Genomic DNA, 23,473 nt, shown 5'->3' with positions numbered 1-23,473 from the left:
GTCCTCCCTCAGACGCCCGCACGACGGCGATAAACGATGTCGATCCACACCGCGAGCACGAGCACAAAGCCCACGACGATGTTCTGCAAAGGCGCATCGACCCCGACCGAGGCCATGCCCGATTGCAGCGACTGCATGATCAGCGCACCAATGACAGCACCGTAGATCGTACCCGCGCCACCCGACAGGGCAGTGCCCCCGATGACAGCAGCGGCAATCACGCGCAGCTCGTCCAGCGTGCCAAGACCCACATCAACCGCATTCAAGCGGGCGGATGCGATGATCGACGCGATGCCGGTCAGCGCTCCCATCAAGGCAAAAACCTTGACCGTCAGCAACCGCGTGTCGATGCCGGACAGCGATGCCGCTTCGGGGTTGCCACCGGTGGCGTATACATAGCGGCCAAAGCGGGTGCGCGTGGCGATGATGGTCATCACGATCGTGACGGCCAGCAGGATCACAACCGGAATAGCGATACCATGGTTCCAGACCATGCCGTCGGTATACTCGATACCGCGCGCTTCGGTCATGCGGCGCATGGCGCCCCTCGGGATCGGATAGCTGTTCATGATCCAGACAAAGGCAATGATCAGACCAGCGGCCATGGCCATCAGGATACCCTCAGCCCACATCGGCTTCACAGTGAAACCGTGGGTGGATTTTCTGCGGCGGCTCAGCAGCATGATGCCAACAGCAACAAGCGCAGCGATGGTGCCGAACACCCAGCTCAGCGTTTCACCCAGCGTCCCCTCGGCACCGCCGCCCAGTAGGCGGAAGATCGGGTCAAGCGGCGCTTGAGTCTGGCCTTTGGTGACCCACCACATCGCACCACGATAGACGAGGAAGCCGCCCAGCGTCACGATAAAGGCAGGTACGGTCAAATAGCCGATGACCCACCCTTGTATCGCGCCCAGGAACGCGCCCATGAGGATCGCGGCGACAACGGCAATCACCCAGATCATCGGGTGACCCAGCCCCAGCATCGATGGCAGCCACTGCACCTGCAGAGCGGCCACCGTCATGCCGATAAAGCCCAGAAGTGAGCCTACAGACAGGTCGATGTTACGCGTGACAATCACGAACACCATGCCCGTTGCCATCACAGCAACGGATGCAGTTTGAACGCTCACGTTGAAAAAGTTGCGCGGGGACAGAAAGCGCCAGTCGGTAAAGAAACCGAACACGAGCCAGATGACGACAAGCGCCCCGATCATCCCCAAAAGCCGGGCATCAAGGCCCAGCTTGTCCATCATTGATTTGGCCTGGTCTTCCATGCGCCCTGCCCTTTGTTACCCGGTTGCGGTGGCACAATGTCTCCGTCGACAGGCAAGCCCGTCACGATGTGCCGAAATGTGTGGTGAGTGTGGTCATGTGCCGCCCCGGCGCGCAACAGGCGCCGGGACGTAACTTGCTGCGCTCTTATTCGCAGGCGGCCAGCGAGGAGCCCGCGCACAGCGCGTCTTTTTCGATCCAGCCTGCGTCCAGAACGACGTCCAGATTGTCCGCTGTCACCGGAACCGGCTCAAGGAAGATCGAGGTCATTGTGGTGCCACCGGGCGATGTCCAGTCGGCTGCGCCTGCAACATCTTCGCCTTTGGCCAGCGACACGGCGATCTCACCTGCTGCTTTGCCCAGGGCACGTGCGTCTTTCCACACGGACACGGTCTGCGTACCGGTTGCAACGCGGTTCAGAGCGGCATGGTCGCCGTCTTGGCCGGACACTGGAATACCTTCCATGCCCTGCGCGGTCAGAGCGGCCACAACACCACCGGCTGTGCCGTCGTTGGACGCGACAACGGCGTCAACCTTGTTGTCAGCTGCGGTCAGGATCTGTTCCATGTTGCGCTGCGCGTTCGCAGGCACCCAGCCATCGGTGTAGGCTTCGCCAACGATTGTGATGTCACCGGCATCGATGGCCGCTTGCAGCACCTCTTGCTGACCGCCGCGCAGGAAGTCCGCGTTCGGGTCGGTTGGCGAGCCCTTGATCATGACGTAGTTGCCCTTGGGCTGTGCTGCCAGAACGGCGCGGGCCTGCATGCGGCCAACTTCGACGTTGTCAAAGGTCAGATAGAAGGCGCGGGCGTCTTCGATCAGGCGGTCATAAGCAACGACCGGAATGTCTTCGTCGGCGGCGGCTTGAACGGCTGGGCCAATGGAAGATGCGTCTTGCGCCAGGATGATCAGCGCGCTTGCGCCCTGTGCAATCAGGCTTTCGATATCTGCCAACTGCTTGGCCGACGACGATTGCGCATCAGCGGAAATATAGTTTGCACCAGCGGCATCCAGCGCCGCCTTGATTGCGGCCTCATCGGTTTTCCAGCGCTCTTCCTGGAAGTTCGACCAGCTCACGCCTACGGTCACTGCATGACCGTCAGCCAGAACAGGCGAAGTGAGCATTGTGGCAGCCGCCAAGGCGCCAAGTAGCGTGCGTCGTTTCATAGGTGTCCTCCCAAAGACATGCCCGTCCGTCACGATTTTGCGGCGGGTGACCCATTGTTAGCAACTTAAATTCGAAAAGCAAATTAAATTGGACAGCTTTCAAAAAAACCGCCATCATTGTCATCACGGGCAGCAGGCAACACCCTGCTGCGGGAGGAAAAAGAGAATAGAATCATGGCATTCGGTCATCAAAAGGTCGAAAGCAGGCGTCTGCTTTTGCGTGAAATTGCGCACCGTGGCCCCGTTCCGCGTATCGATTTGGCAGAGCATACTGGCATCAGCCGGGCCACCGTCACGTCTGTCACAGCCGACCTTTTGCGCGGCAGATTGATTGAGGAAGTGCCCCGCGAATCACGCAATGACGAATCGGCGCGCGGACGTCCCCGGGTCGATTTGAAGGTCGCCGGCGACGCGCATCTGATTGCCGGACTCAAGGTGTCGGACAGATCAATTTCGCTTGTTCTGATGCGTTTTGACGGAACCCATGTCACAGATCATGAATGCGCCATCCCGACCGGCCGCCTGACGTCTGACAACCTTGCCACGCACATTCGGGACGGGCTGTCTGCACTGGCCGAAAAGGCAGGCCATAACCGCACCGATATCTCCGGCGTTGGTGTCGGGCTGGCAGGCGTCGTGGATGCCGATCACGGGCTGGTTTACTGGTCACCCTCGCTCGATCAGCGCAACGTGCCGTTTGGCGAGGTGCTGCGCGAGACACTTGGGGTTGCTGTCTATCTGGACAATGACGCGAACCTCGTGGCGATGGCTGAATTGACATTCGGACTGGGCAAGTCGCATTCGGATTTCATCGTGATCACCATCGAAAGCGGCGTGGGCATGGGCATGGTACTGGGCGGCCAGCTTTATCGCGGCACGCGCGGATGCGGGGCCGAATTCGGGCACACCAAGGTGCATCTGGACGGCGCGCTGTGCCGGTGCGGGCAGCGCGGCTGCCTTGAAGCCTACGTCGCGGACTACGCCCTTGTGCGCGAGGCATCAAGCGTAGGTGGTATGAGCCTGACCACCCCCACCAGCCAAGCGGTCAGCACCATACTGAAAGCAGCCAAGGGCGGCGACCCTACGGCGCGTACCGTGGTGGAGCGCGCAGGCAAGATGTTTGCCATGGGCCTTGCAAACCTCGTGAACATCTTTGACCCGGAGCTCGTGATCCTCGCCGGTGAACAGATGCAGTTCGATCACCTCTATGCCGATACGGTGATCGAGGAGATGCGCAAAAGCATCGTTGAAATCGACAAACCAGCGCCCGAAGTCATCGTGCACAAGTGGGACAACCTGATGTGGGCGCGCGGGGCCGCCGCCTATGCCCTTGAGTTCGTGCAGGACGCTGCGGTGGAGACATTGGAAGATGCGTAACGTGCCTCGATTATTCAAAAAGTCTGACGAAGGGCATGGACGTGCTTCTGCGCAGCGGGGCGCCGTTGCAGCCCTATTGCTCTGTGCATCCCAACCTCTTGCAGCGGATGACGTGCGCTTTGTGCCGGTGGATGTCCCGCCCCATGTCTACGACGGCGGTTGGGAGCATTTCGTTGGGGGCGGCCTCGCAGTTCTCGACTGCAATGGAGACGCACGGCCCGACCTGGTTGCCGCCGGTGGGACAAACCCACTTTTACTGCTGAGGAACACATCCAAAGACAGGATCACATTTGAACCGGTCGCAGACTCTGCCCTCAGCCTGATTGGCACCACCGGGGTCTACCCGATGGACATCGACAATGACGGCCATCTTGATCTGGTCGTGCTGCGCGTGGGTCCAGACGTGATCCTGCGCGGGCGCGGAGATTGCAGTTTTGAACCGATGCCCTTCCGCTTTGACGATCGGTGGAGCACCGCCTTCTCAGCCACGTGGGAGGTCGGCCAGACCGCGCCCACCCTCGCCTTTGGTCATTACGTCGACCGCAGCGATCCCGAAGGGCCTTTCGAAGCCTGCGATGTGAACCACCTTTGGCGCCCGGATGCGGCGACCTATGCCGTGACGGATCTGGCGCCGGGGCATTGCGCGTTGTCGATGCTGTTTACCGACTGGTCCCGCACCGGCCGTGCCGACCTGCGCGTATCGAATGACCGGCACTACTATGTTCGGCAGGGAGAAGAGCAGCTTTGGGCGATGGAAGATACGCCCCGACTTTATACCGAGGATGACGGCTGGGCGCGCCACATGCTCTGGGGCATGGGCATTGCCGCGCGGGATCTGGACCGGGATGGCCGGGACGAGGTGTATCTGTCTTCCATGGGCGATCAACGCCTGATGAAACAGGTGGGTGATGGCCCCGGTTTTGCCGATGTTCCCTTTGCCATGGGCACGACGGCGCAGCGGCCCTACGTGGGCGGCGATGGGCGGCCTTCGACCGGCTGGCATATCGCCTTCGGGGATGTGAATAACGATGGATTGGACGACGCCTTCATTGCCAAAGGCAATGTGCAACAGATGCCCGGCAACGCCATGGATGACCCAAACAACCTATTGATCGGGCTGGAAAATGGCAGCTTTCAGGAGGTTGGAGATGCCGCGGGCGTTGCCTCAATGCATCGTAGCCGCGGGGCCGCATTGGCCGACTTCAACGGCGATGGTCTACTTGATCTGGCGGTGGTGAACCGGCGTGCGCCGCTGGAGATATGGCAGAACGTGACTCCATCCGAAGGAAGCTGGATTGCTGTAGCCGTAACGCAGAAAGACCCGAACACACAGGCCGTCGGAACGTGGATCGAGGTGGACGATGGGACGGCGATACAAGCCCGTGAAATCACCGTGGGTGGCGGTCATGCGGGTGGTGTTTCGGGGCCTCAGCATTTCGGGTTGGGAGATGTCGAAACGGTCCGGCTGCGCGTTCGCTGGCCGCACGGGACATGGACCAATTGGCAGAATGTTGGCGTCAACGGGGTGGTGACATTGCAGCGTTGATACCGTTGTGAACGGGGTGTCACCCCTTGTTCATAGAGGTTTCGGCGCCAAACCGGGGTGTCAGCCCCCGTACAGCATCGGTACACCCCCATGCACCCTCAAACGCGCGGAGAGACACAGGTTAACGCAGATCCTTGCTGACGGTGCGGGTCCGGTAGCCTTAACGATCCACGAGCAATCCGCTTGGGACCGCCGACGGCACACCCAACGCCCCACGGACGCTTTGTGGATCGGTAAGCGCATTCAGGAAGGCGAGGATATCGTCGACTTCCCCGTCCGTGAGTAAGATCGGTGCCAGATCATTGGCCGCTGCAATGCGATCCACCTCTGTCGCGTCGGACAGCACCCGCATGTCGTTTGCATCAAACCCAGGCATGACCGCCTGACTGATGCCGTAGCTGCGCAAGCGTTCCACCGGATCAAGGTGATGACGCACAGCGCCTTCCAGCGTGGCATAAGCGCCCGAGTGTCCATACGGAGCCGTCTTCACTACATTTCGTAGAGGCGGCGTGCGGAAGGCATAGGCGTCCTCGGGATCCCCCGTCACCCGCATTCGGCCTGTATCCTGCGCGTGGCTTTCAAAGCGAGCGGCCTTGCCCGGCCCGATCTGCGGCATGGCGATGGCGTGGAAACCATGGTCGGTCTGGAAGCGGCCCGAGTGGCAATCAGCACATTGCGCCTTGCCATAGAACAGGTCCATCCCGCGCATCGCCGCCGGTTCCATCTCGGTACCGTTGCGCAGGTAGAGGTCAAATGGGCTGGCAACCCCGCGCCACTCAAAGTCGAGGAAGGCAGCGACCGCATCCGAGATGTCGGTAAAATGAATTGGCTCTTTCCCAATCACATCATCAAAACGAGCGCGGTATTCCGGAATCGCCTCGATCCGTTGCGACAGCAAATCCCACGCCCCACCCGGCCCGGTGATCAGCCCCTGGCGCACCGCCTGTGAAATCTCGTTCTCGCTGTAGTGCCCCGCCATCTCATCCGCCGACAGCACGGGAAACATGGATTGCGCCGACAGGGCCGAAGCAAAGCCCATCTCCATCTCGGACCCCAGCGGCGTACGGATGCCGGAGGGGCGGCTCGCGTCCTCCTCCAGCCGTCCGTCGTGAAAGAACACGGTAAACTCGGTGGCACCAAGGTTGAACAGTGGCGGCGCGTTGCGGGGGATACGTTGTTCCGGCAGATTGTCCGTGTCGGCCACCCGGTCGGGGCCAAGGCCCTTTGCCCCATCGCCAAGACCCAGTGACACCCCGTCGCCCGTGGCAAATTTCGGGTGGTGGCAGGTCGCACAACTGACCGTCTTCGACCCCGACAGAATCGGATCGTAGAACAGCAAACGACCCAACTCGACCTGCGCACTATCAACCTCCGGAAACACCGGTTCCTCGAACGGCAGATCGGCAGCCCAAACCGGGCCCGCCATCAGAGCAAAGGAAAGCGCCTTACACGAAACGCGAGACATAGTTCTCCAAAATCTCCTGCCGGCCCGAATGAGGCTGCGGTTCGATCCCGTCGGCGATGACACGGTCGGAAATCGACGCCAGATCACTGCCTAGCATAGCCTGCGCCTCTGCTGTTTCCCACCCGGCGTACCGCGCCGTCAACGCGTCTTCCAAACCGCCGTCCTCAAGCATCGCGGCTGCAGCTTTCAGTCCGCGCGCGCAAATGTCCATGGCACCCACATGGGCGGCAATCAAATCCTCGGCATCCAAAGACTGACGGCGCAGCTTGGCGTCAAAGTTGGTGCCCCCCAGACCAAGGCCCCCGGCCTGCAGGATGTGGTAGTAGCACAGCGCCACTTCAGGCACATTGTTGGGGAACTGATCCGTGTCCCAACCCGACTGATAGTCATTGCGGTTCATGTCGATGGACCCCAGCATCCCTTCGGCCCCGGCCACGGCAATCTCGTGCTCAAACGAATGGCCTGCGAGGATCGCATGCCCTTGCTCAAGGTTCAGCTTCACCTCATCCTCCAGGCCATACTTGCGCAGAAACCCGATGCAGGTCGCAGCGTCGTAATCATACTGATGCTTCGAAGGCTCCTGCGGCTTCGGTTCAACCAATATCTGCCCTTTAAAGCCAATCTTGTGCTTGTATTCGACCACCATGGACAGGAAGCGACCCATATGGTCCAGTTCTTGTCCCATATCGGTATTGAGCAGGGTCTCGTACCCCTCGCGCCCGCCCCACAGGACATAGTTCTGGCCGCCCAGCTTTTGGGTCGCATCCATGCAGCCCTTTACAGTGGCGGCGGCATAAGCAAAAACATCAGGATCGGGATTGGTCGATGCACCTGACATCCAACGCCGGTGGCTGAACATGTTGGCGGTGCCCCACAAGCAGCCCACGCCAGTCTCTTCCATCTTGCCCTGGAAGTAATCCGTGATCTCGTTCAAGCGATCCAGGCTTTCGGAAAATGTCGCGCCTTCGGGCCGCACATCGGCATCGTGCCAGCAGAAATACGGCGCGCCCAGACGCTGGAACATCTCGAACGCCACATCGGCTTTCATCTTGGCCCGGCCCATATCGTCCTGTGGATGCCACGGGCGAATAAACGTCTGACCGCCGAAGGGATCGCCCCCCTCCCACGCAAAAGAATGCCAGTACGCAACAGCAAAGCGCAGATGGTCTTCCATCCGCTTGCCCATGACCATTTCGTCCGGGTTGTAATGGCGGAAGGCCATCGGGTTGGTACTGTCCGGGCCTTCGAATGTGGCGGATGGGACGGCGTCAAAGAATCCAGTGGTCATGGCATGGCTTTCAGTTTGGAGTAAGCGCCTGAAAAGGCAGAATAAGCATCATCGTAGGCCGCAACGAGGTCAGCCTGCGGGTGGATCACATCAGCGATCGGTGGCTTGGTCATCACGCTGGCCGGATCGGCACCGGTGTCACCGCACATGGCAATCCGCGCTGCCCCCAAGGCCGCACCAAACGCGCCCTCATCGGGCCGCTCCAGCGGAATATTCAGGGTCGTGGCCAGCATCCGGGTCCAATAATCCGACCGGCTGCCGCCCCCGATGGCGAGGGCCGACGGCAATTGCGCCCCGGTCGCCTTCAACGCCTCAAAGCTGTCACGCAGGGCAAAACTGACCCCGTTCATCACGGCGTGGGTCAGATCCTCGGGACCCGAGGCGATGTCGAGGCCTGTAAACCCACCGCGCACCTGCGCGTCATTGTGCGGTGTACGTTCGCCCGATAGGTAGGGATAAAATTTAACGTCACTTGGCGAAGCGAGCGTATTACCCAAAGCGGATGACAACTCACCTGCCCCCTGCCCGGTGATACGGCTCAGCCAGTTCAAACTGTCAGCTGCAGCCAGAACCACACCCATCTGATACCAACGCCCCGGCACCGCGTGGCAGAAAGTGTGCACCGCGCTGTCCGCATCGGGGGCATAGCTTCCGCGCCCCGCCAGCACGACGCCAGACGTGCCAAGGGACACGAAACCGTCCCCTTCGCCCAAGGCGCCGACACCACAGGCGGCCACCGCATTGTCTGCGCCACCCGCAACAACCTTGCAGCCTGCAGGCAGGCCCAGATCAGCCCGCGCGGCCTGCACCTCACCCACAACATCCGTGCCTTCCAGAAGGTCCAGCATCTGGTCACGGGACATGCCTCCAAGGGCCAGCAGGTCATCCGACCACGCCCGCGCACCGACATCCAGCCAGGCCGTACCCGCCGCATCCGACATCTCGGTCGCATAGCGGCCCGTCAACCACCACAACAGGTAATCCTTGGGCAACATGACCCGCGCCACCCGGGTAAATATGTCAGGTTCATTCTTCGCTACCCAGGCCAGCTTGGGTGCGGTAAAGCCGGGGAATACGATGTTTCCACTCACAGCGCGGGCGATCGGGTCTGCATCCATGGCCGCCGCTTCGATGTGGCTGCGCGTGTCATTCCACAAGATGCAGGAACGCAGCACGGCGCCCGCGTCGTCAACCATGACCGCGCCATGCATATGACCGGAAAAGGACAGCGCCCTGATGGCGCCATACGTTGACGGATGGTTCTGTCGCAACGAGGCCAGCACAGCGCCAATACCCGCAACCCAATCGGCCGGGTCCTGTTCGCTCCACCCCGCATGGGGGTTTGACACGTCATAGGCTGCATCAGCACTGCGAACGGCGCGGCCATCGCCATCCACCAACAACGCCTTCACGCCCGACGTGCCCAGATCAAGTCCGAGATACATCGACATCCTCCCTTGAACGTACATTCGCGACATTTAATTCGATTGTCAAACTAATTGTGATGTACGCCCCTCAGTTTCTGACTGACACGTAAACACACCCGCAAATCGCAAATCATCCAAGGCGGTGTACCCCCACCCGGCCCACCTTCCCTGTTTTAAAAAATCCTCCCCGAAGGGCCCCTTCCCACTGGGCCGCCGGACCGATATATCGCACCCAAACATGCAAGGAGCCCGGCATGACCTTCGACCGCTCGATCAAGATCGCCCCCTCCATCCTCGCCGCCGACTTTGCCAATTTCGGTGCAGAATGCGCAGCCGTCGAGGCGCAGGGCGCAGATTGGATTCACGTCGATGTGATGGACGGACATTTTGTGCCCAACATCACCTTCGGCCCCGCAACATGTGCCGCGATCCGCCCGCATATCCAGGGCGTGATGGACGTGCACCTGATGATCGCGCCCGTTGATCCCTACATACAGGCCTTTGCAGATGCAGGCGCTGATGTGCTGACGGCCCATGTGGAGGCGGGACCACACATCCACCGCACGCTACAGGCCATCCGTGGGGCAGGCATGAAGGCCGGCGTTGCCCTCAACCCCGGCGCCCCCGCCGCCGCGGTCGAAGAGTTGATGGACATGGTCGATTTGATCTGTGTGATGACCGTGAACCCCGGCTTTGGCGGGCAAAAGTTCATCGACATGACGGCCAAGATCCAAGCCCTGCGCACGATGATTGGCGACCGCCCGGTGCACATCGAGATTGACGGCGGCGTTGATCCGACCACGGCGCCGCTGGTGGCACAGGCCGGGGCGGACGTGCTTGTCGCAGGCTCTGCAGTGTTCCGCGGTGGATCGGTTAGCAACCCGGACCCGTACGGCGAAAACATCCGCAACATCCGCGCGGCTGCGGAAGGTGTCTGGACGTAGCCCTTTCAAGGCTTGTCAATTCAGGTGATCAGCGAAGGTTTCAATGAGCTTGTGCTTGAGAATCTTGCCTGTTGGCGCAGCTGGAAGCGCGGTGGCCAATACGTATCGCGCAGGTCGTTTGTACCCCGCCAGCCTATCCTTGACGAAGGCCCGCAGATCCTCTTCGGAAAGGGCGCTGCCAACCGGCACCTGCACAAAGGCCAACACTTCTTCGTCGCCGTTTTTTACCCGTCCGACAACAGCAGCTTGCACAACGTCAGGATGATCGTTCAACGCCGCCTCGACCTCGGGCGGAAAGACATTGAAACCACCGTGGATGATCAACTCCTTCGCTCGACCCAGAATGTGCAACTTGCCCTCTGCATCGATCTGCCCAAGGTCGCCTGTCCGCAACCATCCATCGTCATCCAAGACCTTGGCCGTCTCATCGGGATTGCGGAAGTAGCCCTTCATCACGTGCGGTCCGCGGGTCAGCACTTCGCCGCCGGGCACGGTATCGTCAATCGCGATTTCGATGCCCGGCAAAGCGGGGCCAACGGAGGTATCGGGGTCGCCAATAATGTTGCGGGTGGCTGCCGTCCCAGCAGTGCTTTCCGTCATGCCGTAACCATTCTGGATCGCCACGCCATAGAACGCCTCGGCCTCACGCTTCCACGTGGGATCAAGCGGCGCCGCGCCCGAAGAGACATAACGGAGCGTGTCTGACCCGAGTGCCGTTTCCCCAAGTGACTTGGCGTGGGCCATCAGAAGGGCGTGCATCTGCGGCACAGCAGAGAACAGGGTGATTCCGTCTCGCAGCGCGTCGAACACATCTGCCACCACAAACCGGGGAACAAGCCGTACCGGAGCACCGGCGTGGATCGCGGCGACAACCACCGAACACAGTCCAAAGACGTGGGTGGTGGGGAGGACACCGTAGATGAGATCATCGATCGTCATGCCGCGCAGTTCGGCGCTGGTTCGACCGCCAAAACAGACGTTGGCATGGGTGAGCATGACGCCCTTGGGGTCCCCTGTGGTGCCTGTGGTGTAAAGAAGGACAGCGATGTCCGTGTCCCCGGCGAAACTGTCCCCGCGGGGACAGTGTAGCGCCAGCTCACCCGATACTCCGGATATGGTGGTCGGTTCTAAATGTGCTGTCCCCACCTGTGCGATTTTGCTGTGGTTTGCCGCATCTGGCGAGACCTGTGTCGTGAAGAACACTGCCTTCGGCGCGGCGTGGGCATCTACGCGGGCCAATTCCGCCGCAGTCTGGCGGGCGTTGACCGGCACTGCGATGGCCCCGATACGCCATGTGGCAAACAAGGCCGCAACTGCGGCGGCGCAGTTTTCAGAAACGATCATGACGCGGTCGCCTGCGCCGATGCCCTTGCCAGTCAAGACATCTGCGAGGTCCTGTGCCGCCGCATCCAACTCGCCATATGTCAGACATGCGCCTGTTGAGTCTTCCAGAGCCAAGGCCGTGGGTCTCTCAGCGACCTGCCGGGCCAGAAGGTCACTGACCCGACGCATTACGCACCCTTTTGTAAACACCCGTGGATGTGGCGAGGACCGTGCCGTTTGCATCCTCTAACCGGCCTTCGGTAAAGATGGTGCTGCGCCCACCGCCCGAGACTTCGCCTGTCGCCACCACCAAACCGCCGCGTGCGGGGGCAAGGTAGTTGGTGGTCATGGTCAACGTCGCCACTTTCGTGTCGCCGTTGTCGTCACCTGTGCGGGCTGCGGCAAAACCCATCGCATTGTCGAGCATGGCAGACATAATGCCTCCGTGCAGACCGCCATGGCGGTTGCCATGCTGCGCGCCGATGTCGAGCCAGCACCGCGACACGCCGTCCGCTTCGCGGATGTCCACGACGTAGCCGAGCAGCGTTTGCGCACCCGTCTCGTCGCGGATGATGCCGGGTCCGTCAGGCGGCAGAGAGGGCAATGAACCGCTCCAGATGATAGTCCGTGTCGCCAAAGCGGTGGTCGGCCATGACGATGCGCTTGGCGATGTGGGCAAGCTCGTATTCCTGCGTCATGGCAATACCGCCATGCATCTGGATCGCTTCCTCAGCCACCAGACGGCCAATGCGCCCGATCAGGTTTTTGGAAGCCGACAGATGCAGGTCGGCGTCCTTATCGTCGGCGTAGCCTGCGGCGTTGATGACGGCAGAGCGTGCCTGTTCCATCTCGATCAACAGGTCGGACATGCGGTGGGCCAGCGCCTGGAACGTGCCGATGGGTCGCCCGAATTGCTTGCGCGTCATCAGGTAGTCCTTGGTGAGCGCGGTGGCGGTTTCCATGGCGCCAAGCGCTTCGGCGCATTGCGCGATGATTGCGAGGCGGTTGGCGGCCTCAAAGTCGGTGAGCGTCAGACCGAGCGGCGCACCGGGCGTGTTGTCGAGGGTGACTTCGGCGGCGCGGCCTCCGGCAAGAAGCGGGTATCCTTGGATGTCGAGGCCCTGCGCGCCCTTGTCCACGAGGTAGAGCGCGATGGCGTCGCCATCCTTGGCTGAGACAATCAGGTGATCTGCCGCCTCGGCATTCATCACCACAGCCTTGCGGCCCGTCAGTTTGTTGTCTGTAGCCGTCGTGTTGACGTGGTCCAGATCATAGCGGCTGTCGGGTTCGCCATGAGCGACGGCGAGATGGATCGCGCCGCCGATAACCTGTTCGACCATATCCGCCTTGCCTGCAGCGGCCAGCAGCCGCCCCCCTACCAAGGCGGAGTCCAGCACCGGCTCGACCACGCCTGCGCGGCCCAGTTCCTCGAACACCACGGCGATGTCGAACCCCGCGCCGCCAAAGCCGCCCTGATCCTCGGTGAAAAGTGCACCAAGGACACCAAGTTCTGCCAGTTCGGCCCAGATGTCGGCCGAGAAGCCGGTGTCGGAGGCCAGGATCTCGTTCCGTCGTTCGGTACCGTACTGCTCACGCAGGTAGCGCCGCAGCGTGTCCTGCAGCATCTGCCGTTCTTCGGTCAGGTTGAAGTCCATTACGCGCCTCCGCTCATGGTCACTTTGGCGATGATACCGCGCTGGATTTCGTTGGATCCGCCGAAGATCGAAAGCTTGCGATTATTGAAATACTGGCCTGCCACCGGCCCTGCATCGAGCGGGTCCGGGATACGGTCATTGGCCCCTTCGACCGCTTCGGATGCAAAAGGCATGGCGTAAGGACCAACGGCGCGACGTGCGAGGTCGTTGATTTCCTGGCGCAGAATCGACCCTTTGACCTTGAGCATGGACGCTTCCAGCCCCGGTGCCTCTCCGGCTGCTGCTTTCGAGATGATGCGCAGGTTGGTCGTGGCCATGGCGCGCAGGTCAATTTCCACCTGCGCGACGCGGGCGGCGAAGTGCGGGTTTTCGATCAGCGGCTTGCCGTTGTGATTTGCCGCCTTGGCGATGCGTTTAACTGCTTTCAGCCCTGCCTCGCTTGAGCCGACGCCGCCCAAGCCGGTGCGTTCGTGCGTGAGCAGGTATTTGGCGTAGGTCCAGCCCTTGTTTTCCTCGCCCACGAGGTTTTCCACGGGCACTTTGACGTCCGTGAACCAGACCTCGTTCACCTCGTGACAGCCATCCAGCAAGATGATCGGCCGTACTTCAACGCCCGGCGTATCCATGTCGATCAGCAGGAAGCTTATCCCTTCCTGCTGCTTGGCATCCGAATCAGTCCGGACAAGGCAGAAGATCATGTTGGCGAACTGACCCAGGGTCGTCCACGTCTTTTGCCCGTTGACGATATAGTGGTCGCCATCCCGCACAGCCTTCGTTTTCAACGATGCGAGGTCGGAGCCCGCGCCCGGTTCGGAGTAGCCCTGGCACCACCAGTCAGTGCCGTCGAGCATGCGCGGTAGCCAGTGGTCTTGCTGTTCCTTGGACCCGAATTTCTGCAGGACGGGGCCAAGCATCGAAAAGCCAAAGGGGACGATGCGGGGGGCGTGGGCAGCGGCGGCCTCGGTGTCATAGATGTGCCGTTGCACCGCCGGCCATTCCGCGCCGCCAAATTCCTTGGGCCAGTTCTGCGCCAGCCAGCCGCGCGCATTCAGGATTGCGTGCCAGCGTTCCATGTCATCCTTGGTCAGGTCGCCATCAAGCCGGACCTTTTCGGCGATGTCTTTCGGAAGATCGTTCTGCAGGAATGTGCGGATCTCTTCCTGGAACGCCAGTTCTTCGGGGGAATAGCTCAGGTCCATATCTCAGCCCTTTTTGTTCAGGTCATCGAAGGTTTTGTTTTCCGCCACCAGCTGTTCGAGCAGCGGTGCGGGTGCCCAGAAGTCGGGATCTTCTGCGGCATAGGATTTGATGTCGTTGAGGAGTGGTTCGAGCCCGACGATGTCCGCCCATTTGAGCGGGCCGCCCCGGTAGCGCGGGAAGCCGTAGCCAAAGAGCAGTGTCATATCCACGTCGAGGGGACGGCGCGCGATGCCCTCGCCCACGACCTTTGCGCTCTCGTTCACCATGGCGGCCATGTAGCGGCGCACGATTTCTTCGTGGGTAAAGGCACGGGGCGTGATGCCCAGCCGTGCACGGTCAGCTTCGATCATCGGCAGCACGTCGGGGTTGGGCACACGCGCCTTCGGGCCAGCGGCGTAGTCATAATACCCCTTGCCCGTTTTCTGACCGAAATGGCCCTGTTCGCAGAGCGTGTCAGCATAGGTGGCGTCACGTTTGGGAACGTTGCCTTCGGCCCGTTTGCGTTTGCGTACGGCCCAGCCAATGTCGAGCCCGGCAAGGTCGGCCACGGCGAAGGGGCCCATGGCAAAGCCAAAGTCCTCAAGGGCGTTGTCGATCTCGTAGGGCGAGGCACCGTCGAGGATCATCTGGTCGGCAGCCGTGCGGTAAGTGGCGAGGATGCGGTTGCCGATGAAGCCGTCGCAGACGCCCGCGCGCACGCTGATCTTGCCCAGCATCTTGCCCAGCGCGAAGCCCGTGGCTGTTACGTCGGGTGCGGTTTTGTCCCCCACGACAACCTCAAGCAGTTTCATGACATGCGCGGGGGAAAAAAAGTGGAGACCCAGCACATCAGAGGGGCGCGAAGTTGTCGCTGCGATTTCATCAATGTTCAGATACGACGTGTTGGAGGCGAGGATAGCCCCGGGTTTGCAGACGCGGTCCAACTCGGCAAAGACCTTTTTCTTGACCTCCATGTCTTCGAACACGGCCTCGATCACCAGATCGACGTCCTGCAGCTTGTCGTAATTGGTCACGACCACAAGCGTGTGGGTCAGAATCTGGTCGTGTTGCTTTGGCGTGATCCTGCCCCGTTTGACGGCCCCGGACAGGTTGCGTTCGATGCGGTCGCGCGCGGCCTGTCCTGCCTCGGCGCTCATTTCCAGCATGGTGACTTCCAGACCCGCCAACAACGCCGCAGTGGCAATGCCCGCGCCCATCGTGCCACCGCCGATCACACCGATGTGCTGGATGCCCCGCGGGTTGACGTCCTTCAATTCTGGCAGGTTGCCCACCGCCCGTTCCGAGAAGAACGAGTGGATCATGCCCTGCCGCTGATCCGTCTGCATCAGGTCGTAGAAAATCTGGCGCTCGGCCTTCAGCCCTTCGGCAAAGGGCTTTTCGACAGCCGCCTGCACGGCACGCACGCACCACGCGGGCGAAATCTGGCCCCTGCCCTTGGCAAGGATCGTATCGAATGCCGCATCCCAATCGATAGGAGCCGGTGGATCCATTTCTGACACCGGGCGGCGGCTGACACCCTCTTCCAAAAGCTGCCGCGCATAAGCGATGCCGTTGGCCTTTGGATCGCCGTCCTTGATCACGTCGATGATGCCCAGCTCGTGCGCCTTGCCCGCGCCGATATGGCGGCCAGTGGTCATGACGTCCAAGGCTGCTTCAACACCCGTCAGGCGCGGCAGGCGTTGCGTGCCGCCCGCGCCGGGGATCAAACCCAGATGCACCTCGGGCAAGCCCACCTTGGCTGAGGGCACGGAGATGCGGTAGTGACAGCCGAGCGCCACCTCAAGCCCACCGCCCAGGCTGACGCCGTGCATGGAGGCCACAACAAGAAGCGGCGACGCTTCGATCCGGTTGATGAGATCGGGCAGGTGCGGCTCAAGCGGGGGCTTGCCAAATTCGGTGATGTCAGCCCCGGCGAAGAACGCGCGCCCCTCGCCCACGATCAGCACGGCCCGCACGCCATCATCGGCCTCGGCCTGGTCCATGCCATCCGACAAGCCCTGACGCACAGCATGGCTCAGCGCGTTCACGGGCGGGTTCCGGACCGTCAGGATGGCGATGTCGCCTTCTCTGGAATAGGCAATCTTGTCGCTCATGGGTCCTCCGCCGGTTTTGAAATACGCGCGGGGCCCTCAGCCCCACACATCATTCAGCCTAGGCGTGCACAGAAAAAGGGCAAGCGATTCAAAACACGCCGCAACGTCACTTGGCGCTGATCCGCTCTTCATCTTGCTGGATAAACTCTCCCCGAAGGGCCGTTATCGACCGGGTCGCCGGTTGCCTAGCTGTCGCGCCGGTAGATGAAACAGCGCCCAGGAACTGCACCATCCGGCAACGGCTGCGCGACCAGATTATCAAAATACATCCGGTCTGATGACACCATCAAACCACCGACTGCCAGCAGCGGCGCAATGACGGGCGACACTTTCTGCGCAAAAAGGTCGTTCTTTTGCGCGTTGTGACCGCCAAGGTCCGCGTGGATCAAAACCGCCGTTGCGCCGAAGCGGGCAAGGGCCTGTGGCAAGGTCTCAAAGACATCACCAAGCAGAACCCTGTCATCGAGCGGCGTGCTGTCAGGATGCGAGGCCACAGCTCGCTCGAACACAAAGATGTCACGATCAGGCATGATATGCCGCATGTGGTGGTACGTACGCCCATTGCCCAGGCCAAGCTCGAACACCGGCCCCTCGATGCCTGCGATGACTTTGGCTGCGTGATCCAGACAGGCCCGTTGGGACACCATACGGTCGACAAACAGGTCAAGGCGGCTTTGTCGCATGATCATTTCCTTTGCTTTTGCTCTAGATGGGGCAAAAAGTGATGAAGCGGTAGCACATTTGCGCGACTTTCCCGTGTATGGACGTGACGGATGGAATCGGGTTGACTGATTTCAAGACCCGCGCGCAAAAAAAAGGACCGTGAATGGCCCCGCTTCTGGAAGTGAAGAATCTGTCGATCGGCTTTGGCTCGGCCCCGCCGGTCGTGGCAGGGGTCAACTTTTCGGTTGCATGCGGTGAAACGCTCGCGCTGGTGGGCGAGAGCGGATCCGGCAAGACACTAACCTGCCGGTCGGTTTTGCGCATCCTGCCCAAGACAGCGCAATTGCGTCAGGGATCGGTGATGTTCGGCGAGGGCGGAGCGTGCACCGATCTGTTGACCCTTCCGACCCGCCAGATACGCGATATCCGCGGCGACCGCATTTCGATGATCTTTCAGGAACCGATGCGTTCGCTGTCGCCCCTGCATCGCATTGGAAACCAGGTGTCCGAGGTTCTGACCCTGCACCGCAACCTGTCGACGGCCGAGGCCAAGCGTGATGTGCTGGCAACATTCGAACGCGTCGGGTTCGCGGACCCCGAGCGGGCCTTCCGCGCCTATCCGTTCGAGATGTCAGGCGGGATGCGGCAGCGCGCGATGATCGCCATGGCGATGGTGGCCAAGCCCGATCTGCTGATCGCGGACGAGCCCACCACTGCGCTGGACGTGACCACGCAGGCGCAGGTTCTGGGCCTGATGAAGGATTTGCAGCGCGACACAGGCATGGCGATGATCCTTGTCACCCATGATCTGGGTGTCGTCGCCAACATGGCCGACAGCGTTGTCGTGATGAACAAGGGTCACATGATGGAAAGTGGTCCTGCTCCGGTGGTTCTGGGTGACCCGGGGCACGGGTACACCCAAAAGCTGTTTGCCGCCGCACCGATGATCCCCAAAGACCCCCAGCCGGCGGACCCTTTGCCGGACGACGATCTGATCCTTGAATTGAACAATGTATCCAAGACCTATTCGGTGCGCGCCGGTGGCTGGCGCGAAAATAAACTGGTGCATGCCTGCCGCGACGTGTCCCTGAAACTGCCGCGCGGCAAAACGTTGGCCGTTGTGGGCGAAAGTGGATCCGGCAAGACAACGTGCGCCCGCATTGCCCTGGGCGCTGAAGTGCCGGATCAGGGGTCGGAAGTGCTGTTTCGTCCCGAGCCGGGCGCCGATCCTATCTGCGTCAACGCGCTGAGCCGATCCGACAAAGTTGCCTTTCAGCGGCAGGCGCAGATGGTGTTTCAGGACCCCTACTCGTCCCTGTCCCCACGCATGCGCGTGCAGGAAGCGTTGACCGAGCCGATGGAAATTCACCGCATCGGCAACCGGATGGCCCGCCGCGACAAGGCTGCAGAAATGCTGCGCTGGGTGGGGCTGAACCCCGATATGCTGATGCGCTACCCGCACGCCTTTTCCGGGGGGCAACGCCAAAGGTTATCGATCGCCCGCGCGCTGACCCTGGACCCGGTGTTGCTGGTTTGTGACGAGCCTACCTCGGCCCTTGATGTGTCGGTACAGGAGCAAATCCTAAGCTTGTTGGAGCGCATACGGGACGGAATGGGGTTGAGCTATCTGTTTATCAGCCATGATCTGGCCGTTGTTGCGAGGATTGCAGACGAGGTGGCCGTCATGCGTCAGGGTGTTGTTGTCGAGCAGGCCCCGCCGCAGACCCTGTTCTACAACCCGCGCCATCCCTACACCAAGGCCCTTATCGCCGCGCAGCCCGAGCCGGATGTGCACCGCCCTATTGATCTGGCCGAGGTGTCGCGTGGAGCGGGGTCGCCTGCGAGTTGGCCGGACATGTTCCGCTTTGAGGGGCTTGAGGCACCCGATCTCATCCAGATTGAACCCGGACACAAGGTGCGCTGCCATGTTTGACCGTTTAACAGCCCTCGTCGTTGCAGGTGTGATGGCCTTGCCCGCTCTGGCCCAGCCAGTTGTTCAGGAAAGTGAATTCTGGGCACCTGAGGTGAAGAAAGGACAGATGGACGCCGCCGTGGACCGTATTCCGAACACGCCGCTGATCGTCGATCTTGAGGCCAAGGGGCGTGCATTCGGCAAACAGGGCGGCACATTGCGCACCATGGTCACACGAACCAAGGACGTGCGCCAGATGGTGGTGTACGGCTATGCCCGGCTGGTGGGATATGACCACAATTACCAGCTGAAGCCCGACATCCTGCGCGATGTCGAGGTGGAGGAAGGGCGCATTTTCACACTGCATCTGCGACCCGGCCATCGCTGGTCGGATGGAGTGCCCTTTACCTCGGCCGATTTCGAATACTGGTGGAAACACGTCGCGCAGAACGCGGAACTGAGCCCGAATGGTCCGCCCGAAATCATGCGCATGGGCGATCAGATTGCGACGATGCGGTTCCCGGACGAGGTGACCGTCGTTGTCGAATTCCCACATCCGAATCCGAACTTTCTGGAAGCGTTGGCACAGGCCAGCCCGACATTCATCTACCGACCCGCCCACTACCTCAAACAGTTCCACGTCGCCTTCAACACCAAGGACGCGATGGAGGAGATGATTGACAAGAAGCGCGTGCGCAGCTGGGCCCCGCTGCACAACAAGCTCGACAACATGTACAAGTTCGACAATCACGAATTGCCGACCTTGCAGCCGTGGAAACCGGCATCGACCGGGGCGGCGATGCGGCATCTGTTTGTACGCAATCCGTATTTCCACCGCATAGACGCGCGCGGCGTGCAGTTGCCTTACATCGATGTGGTCGAAATGGACATCGTGGGATCGGGCCTTGTGGCGGCCAAGACCAATGCAGGCGAATCCGATCTGCAGGCCCGGGGGCTGGATTTCCGCGATGTGTCGATCTTGAAGAAGGGCGAAGCAGATGGCGCGCCCTACCGCACCTACCTGTGGTCCAATGGTGCAGCCAGCCAGATCGCCATCTATCCCAACCTGAATTTCGCTGACCCCGTCTGGCGCGAGGTCATGCGCGATGCGCGGTTCCGGCGCGCCCTGTCGCTGGGCATCGACCGGCGGATGATCAACCGTGCCCTCTATTTTGGACTGGGCAAGGAAGGGGGCATGACGGCGCTCGCCAAAAGCCCGCTGTTTGATCCGGCGCTTCTGACCCAATGGGCCATCTACGACCCGGACACGGCCAACGTGATGCTGGACCAGATGGGCCTGAACCAGCGCACCCCTGCCGGCATTCGCCTTTTGCCCGATGGACGGCCCATGGAATTCGTGGTCGAAACCGCCGGAGAGCGGCAAGAGGTCGAAAACGCGCTGGCCATCATCACAGACACGTGGCGCGACATTGGCATCAAGCTGATCATGCGTCCGCTGGACCGGGACATCCTGCGCAACCGCGTCTTTTCCGGTGTGACCATGGCCTCGGTCTGGTTTGGCTGGGACAACGGCCTGCCACAACCAAACACGCCGCCCACCTACCTTGCCCCCACGGATCAGGTGTTCTTTGCCTGGCCCAAATGGGGGCAGTACTATCAGACCCACGGTGCTGCAGGCGAGCCGGTGGACTTGGAGGCGGGCAAGCGCCTGATGGCGCTGAGTGCTGCGTGGCAAAACACAGAAGATCCCGAAGAACACCGGAATATCTGGCGCGAGATGCTGAAAATTCACGCCGACAACCAGTTCGGCATCGGCATCCTGAGCGAAGCGCCGCAACCGGTTGTCGTGTCCGATCGGCTGCGCAATGTCCCGGAGAAAGGCAAATGGGCCTGGGACCCCGGCGCACATTTCGGCGTGCACCGGGTTGATGAATTCTTTTTCTCCGATGCCAAGCAGATCGCGCAGGTGAGCGAATGATGTTCATCCGTTACGCGACCTACCGGCTGCTGACGATGGTGTTGACCCTGATCGTCGTATCGATCCTAATCTTCATCATCATCAACCTGCCGCCGGGCGACTACCTGTCGAACCAGATTGCGGAACTGCGCGCCACCGGTCAGGCCGAGGGCGTCGCCAAGGCCGAATTTCTGCGCACCGAATACGCGCTCGACCGTCCCTTGTGGGAGCAATACCTGATCTGGGCGGGCGTGGCGCCGGGCCCGCAGGGGTTTTCGGGGCTGTTGCAGGGTGATTTTGGCTGGTCGTTCGAATTTGATGCGCCCGTGGCTGACATTGTCGGGGATGCGCTGTGGCTGACTGTTCTGGTGAACCTTGCGGCCGTCTTGTTTGTCTATCTTGTTGCCCTGCCCCTAGGCGTTCTCGCCGCCGCCCGGTCGGCCACGTGGGTGGACTACACCACCGCCTTTGTTGGGTATTTGGGCCTTGCCACGCCAAACTTCCTGCTGGCGCTGATCCTGTTCTATTACGGGCACAAATATCTGGGCCTGCCCATCGGCGGCCTGATGGCACCAGAGTTCGAGGGCGAGCCGATGTCACTTGCCAAGGTGCAAAGCGTGCTGGTGCACCTGATCGTGCCCACCTTTGTCATTGGGACATCAGGCGCTGCTGCGATGATGCAACGCCTGCGGGCCAACATGCTGGACGAGCTGTCGAAACCCTATGTCGAAACGGGGATGGCAAAGGGTTTGGCCCCGGCTAAGCTGCTGACCAAATATCCGCTGCGCATGGCCTTCAACCCGTTTGTGGCCGACATTGGAAACCTGCTGCCTGCCATGGTGTCGGGGTCGGTTCTGGTATCCGTGGTACTGGGGTTGCAGACCATCGGACCCGCCTTGCTGACCGCACTCAAGTCGCAGGACCAGTTTCTGGCCGCATTTGTGCTGATGTTCGTGGCGCTGCTCACCCTCATCGGCACGATGATTTCGGACCTGTTGCTGGTGCTGCTTGATCCACGCATCCGCTACGGCGCACGGGAAGGATAAGACCATGAGCACCCTGCCCGACGGCCGTTTCATTGATGATGCCCCATACGATCCGAACGTGGACCTGTCTGCGCCGGAACGGTCGGACATGGACGCCCCGAACTGGGTGCTGGTCTGGCGCAAGTTCCGCAAGCACCGACTGGGCCTGATTTCAGGCATCTTCCTGCTGCTGGCTTACATGGCGATCCCCTTTGCCGGGTTCATCTCGCCCTATACGCCCAACGAACGCAGCGCCGATCACCTGTATCACCCGCCGCAGGCCATCAAGTTCTGGCACGAAGGCGATTACATCGGTCCCTTTGTCTATCCGACTATTGGCCGGGCGGATCTTGAGAACTTCCAGTGGGTTTACGAGACGGACACCTCGCGCCCCATGCCGTTGCAGTTCTTTTGTGAGCGAACCGAGTACAAGCTGTTCTTCCTGATCCCTGCGGACCGCCACCTGTTCTGCGCGCCCGAGGGGGCGACTGTGTTTATCTTTGGGTCGGACCGGCTGGGACGTGACGTATTTTCCCGCATTTCCTATGGCGCGCAGCTGTCGCTGACCGTGGGCCTGATTGGCATCACCGTGTCCTTTATCCTGGGCATCGGGTTCGGAGCAATCGCGGGCTATTTTGGCGGTTGGATCGACTGGGTTGTGAACCGCGCCATCGAGATTTTGCGGTCCTTGCCGGAGTTGCCCTTATGGCTGGCCTTGTCCGCTGCCGTGCCGTCAAATTGGGGGCCTGTATCCGTCTTTTTCATAATCAGTATCATACTTGGGTTACTGGATTGGCCCGGGTTAGCGCGGGCGGTCCGAAGTAAGTTCCTCTCGCTGAGAGAGGAGGAATATGTACGGGCGGCAGAGATGATGGGGGCGAAACCCTCGCGCGTCATCCGGCGCCATTTGTTGCCGAACTTCATGTCCCACCTGATTGCATCCGCCACCTTATCGATCCCGGCGATGATTTTGGGGGAGACGGCACTGTCCTTTCTTGGCCTTGGCCTGCGGGCCCCTGCCGTGTCGTGGGGCGTGATGCTGAATGACGCGCAGAACCTGGCGAGCATCGAGATTTATCCGTGGACGGCCATTCCGATGCTACCCATCATCATTGTCGTTCTGGCCTTCAACTTCCTGGGTGACGGGCTGCGCGACAGTCTGGACCCCTACACCAGCTGACGCGGATTGAACGGATCA

18 protein-coding genes are annotated in these 23,473 nt (G+C 61.0%); 7 read left to right on the top strand and 11 right to left on the bottom strand.

The window, feature by feature from the left end:
• Positions 1–8: 8 nt before the first annotated feature.
• Together Q1A75_RS17265 and xylF are read right to left on the bottom strand one after the other, a co-directional pair.
• Positions 9–1,274, bottom strand: coding sequence for a sugar ABC transporter permease (locus Q1A75_RS17265; RefSeq protein WP_299550956.1), 1,266 nt, complete (start codon positions 1,272–1,274; stop codon positions 9–11).
• 145 nt (positions 1,275–1,419) lie between these two features.
• Entirely contained in the window at positions 1,420–2,397 is a 978-nt protein-coding gene (gene xylF / locus Q1A75_RS17260; RefSeq protein ID WP_299551092.1) for a D-xylose ABC transporter substrate-binding protein, read from the bottom strand.
• A gap of 216 nt (positions 2,398–2,613) precedes the next feature.
• Between xylF and Q1A75_RS17255 the strand changes: the two genes are divergently transcribed.
• Positions 2,614–3,816 (top strand): ROK family transcriptional regulator, encoded by a 1,203-nt coding sequence (locus Q1A75_RS17255; RefSeq protein WP_299550959.1) that lies wholly within the window; start codon positions 2,614–2,616, stop codon positions 3,814–3,816.
• Between the two features lies 1 nt (position 3,817).
• Positions 3,818–5,362: a CRTAC1 family protein gene (locus Q1A75_RS17250; RefSeq protein ID WP_299550962.1), complete on the top strand. Its 1,545-nt coding sequence runs from the start codon at positions 3,818–3,820 to the stop codon at positions 5,360–5,362.
• Between the two features lie 160 nt (positions 5,363–5,522).
• On the opposite strand, the gene Q1A75_RS17245 is transcribed toward Q1A75_RS17250, so the two are convergent.
• From Q1A75_RS17245 to xylB, 3 genes are read right to left on the bottom strand one after another with little or no spacing between them, the layout of a single operon-like run.
• Positions 5,523–6,827, bottom strand: coding sequence for a cytochrome c peroxidase (locus Q1A75_RS17245; RefSeq protein ID WP_299550965.1), 1,305 nt, complete (start codon positions 6,825–6,827; stop codon positions 5,523–5,525).
• Complete coding sequence (gene xylA / locus Q1A75_RS17240) at positions 6,808–8,115, bottom strand: xylose isomerase (RefSeq protein ID WP_299550968.1); 1,308 nt, start codon at positions 8,113–8,115, stop codon at positions 6,808–6,810. Before xylA ends, Q1A75_RS17245 begins: the two co-directional genes overlap by 20 nt.
• On the bottom strand, positions 8,112–9,560 hold the full coding sequence (xylB, locus tag Q1A75_RS17235; RefSeq protein ID WP_299550971.1) for a xylulokinase: 1,449 nt from the start codon (positions 9,558–9,560) through the stop codon (positions 8,112–8,114). The genes xylA and xylB overlap by 4 nt, the downstream gene beginning before the upstream one ends.
• Before the next feature lie 236 nt (positions 9,561–9,796).
• Here xylB and rpe point away from each other — a divergent pair, with 236 nt between their 5' ends.
• Positions 9,797–10,486, top strand: coding sequence for a ribulose-phosphate 3-epimerase (gene rpe, locus Q1A75_RS17230; RefSeq protein WP_299550974.1), 690 nt, complete (start codon positions 9,797–9,799; stop codon positions 10,484–10,486).
• Between the two features lie 15 nt (positions 10,487–10,501).
• On the opposite strand, the gene Q1A75_RS17225 is transcribed toward rpe, so the two are convergent.
• The 6 genes from Q1A75_RS17225 to Q1A75_RS17200 all read right to left on the bottom strand — a co-directional run bounded on the left by Q1A75_RS17225 (position 10,502) and on the right by Q1A75_RS17200 (position 17,446).
• On the bottom strand, positions 10,502–11,998 hold the full coding sequence (locus Q1A75_RS17225; RefSeq protein WP_299550977.1) for a class I adenylate-forming enzyme family protein: 1,497 nt from the start codon (positions 11,996–11,998) through the stop codon (positions 10,502–10,504).
• Entirely contained in the window at positions 11,982–12,413 is a 432-nt protein-coding gene (locus Q1A75_RS17220) for a PaaI family thioesterase (RefSeq protein WP_299550980.1), read from the bottom strand. The genes Q1A75_RS17225 and Q1A75_RS17220 overlap by 17 nt, the downstream gene beginning before the upstream one ends.
• Positions 12,394–13,464: an acyl-CoA dehydrogenase gene (locus Q1A75_RS17215; RefSeq protein WP_299550983.1), complete on the bottom strand. Its 1,071-nt coding sequence runs from the start codon at positions 13,462–13,464 to the stop codon at positions 12,394–12,396. The genes Q1A75_RS17220 and Q1A75_RS17215 overlap by 20 nt, the downstream gene beginning before the upstream one ends.
• Positions 13,464–14,663: an acyl-CoA dehydrogenase family protein gene (locus Q1A75_RS17210; RefSeq protein ID WP_299550986.1), complete on the bottom strand. Its 1,200-nt coding sequence runs from the start codon at positions 14,661–14,663 to the stop codon at positions 13,464–13,466. Before Q1A75_RS17210 ends, Q1A75_RS17215 begins: the two co-directional genes overlap by 1 nt.
• Positions 14,664–14,666: 3 nt before the next feature.
• A complete protein-coding gene (locus Q1A75_RS17205; protein WP_299550989.1) occupies positions 14,667–16,757 on the bottom strand; it encodes a 3-hydroxyacyl-CoA dehydrogenase NAD-binding domain-containing protein in 2,091 nt (696 codons plus the stop codon).
• 185 nt (positions 16,758–16,942) lie between these two features.
• Complete coding sequence (locus tag Q1A75_RS17200; protein ID WP_299550991.1) at positions 16,943–17,446, bottom strand: class I SAM-dependent methyltransferase; 504 nt, start codon at positions 17,444–17,446, stop codon at positions 16,943–16,945.
• Between the two features lie 137 nt (positions 17,447–17,583).
• On the opposite strand from Q1A75_RS17200, the gene Q1A75_RS17195 reads away from it, so the two are divergent.
• From Q1A75_RS17195 to Q1A75_RS17180, 4 genes are read left to right on the top strand one after another with little or no spacing between them, the layout of a single operon-like run.
• The gene (locus tag Q1A75_RS17195) at positions 17,584–19,353 is read left to right on the top strand and encodes an ABC transporter ATP-binding protein (protein ID WP_299550994.1); all 1,770 of its coding nucleotides are present in this window, start codon (positions 17,584–17,586) and stop codon (positions 19,351–19,353) included.
• Positions 19,346–21,271, top strand: coding sequence for an ABC transporter substrate-binding protein (locus tag Q1A75_RS17190; RefSeq protein WP_299550997.1), 1,926 nt, complete (start codon positions 19,346–19,348; stop codon positions 21,269–21,271). Before Q1A75_RS17195 ends, Q1A75_RS17190 begins: the two co-directional genes overlap by 8 nt.
• Positions 21,268–22,296, top strand: a complete 1,029-nt coding sequence (locus tag Q1A75_RS17185) for an ABC transporter permease (protein ID WP_299551000.1) — start codon at positions 21,268–21,270, stop codon at positions 22,294–22,296. Before Q1A75_RS17190 ends, Q1A75_RS17185 begins: the two co-directional genes overlap by 4 nt.
• A 4-nt stretch (positions 22,297–22,300) precedes the next feature.
• Positions 22,301–23,455 carry an ABC transporter permease gene (locus Q1A75_RS17180; RefSeq protein ID WP_299551002.1) on the top strand — a complete coding sequence of 385 codons (1,155 nt, stop codon included), beginning with the start codon at positions 22,301–22,303 and terminating at the stop codon, positions 23,453–23,455.
• Positions 23,456–23,473 lie beyond the last annotated feature (18 nt).

Source organism: uncultured Tateyamaria sp., from assembly GCF_947504105.1.
In the GTDB taxonomy this organism is placed as follows: Bacteria; Pseudomonadota; Alphaproteobacteria; order Rhodobacterales; family Rhodobacteraceae; genus Tateyamaria.
Note: the sequence above shows the minus strand (reverse complement) of the source record. Positions and strands in the feature narration are given on the sequence as shown.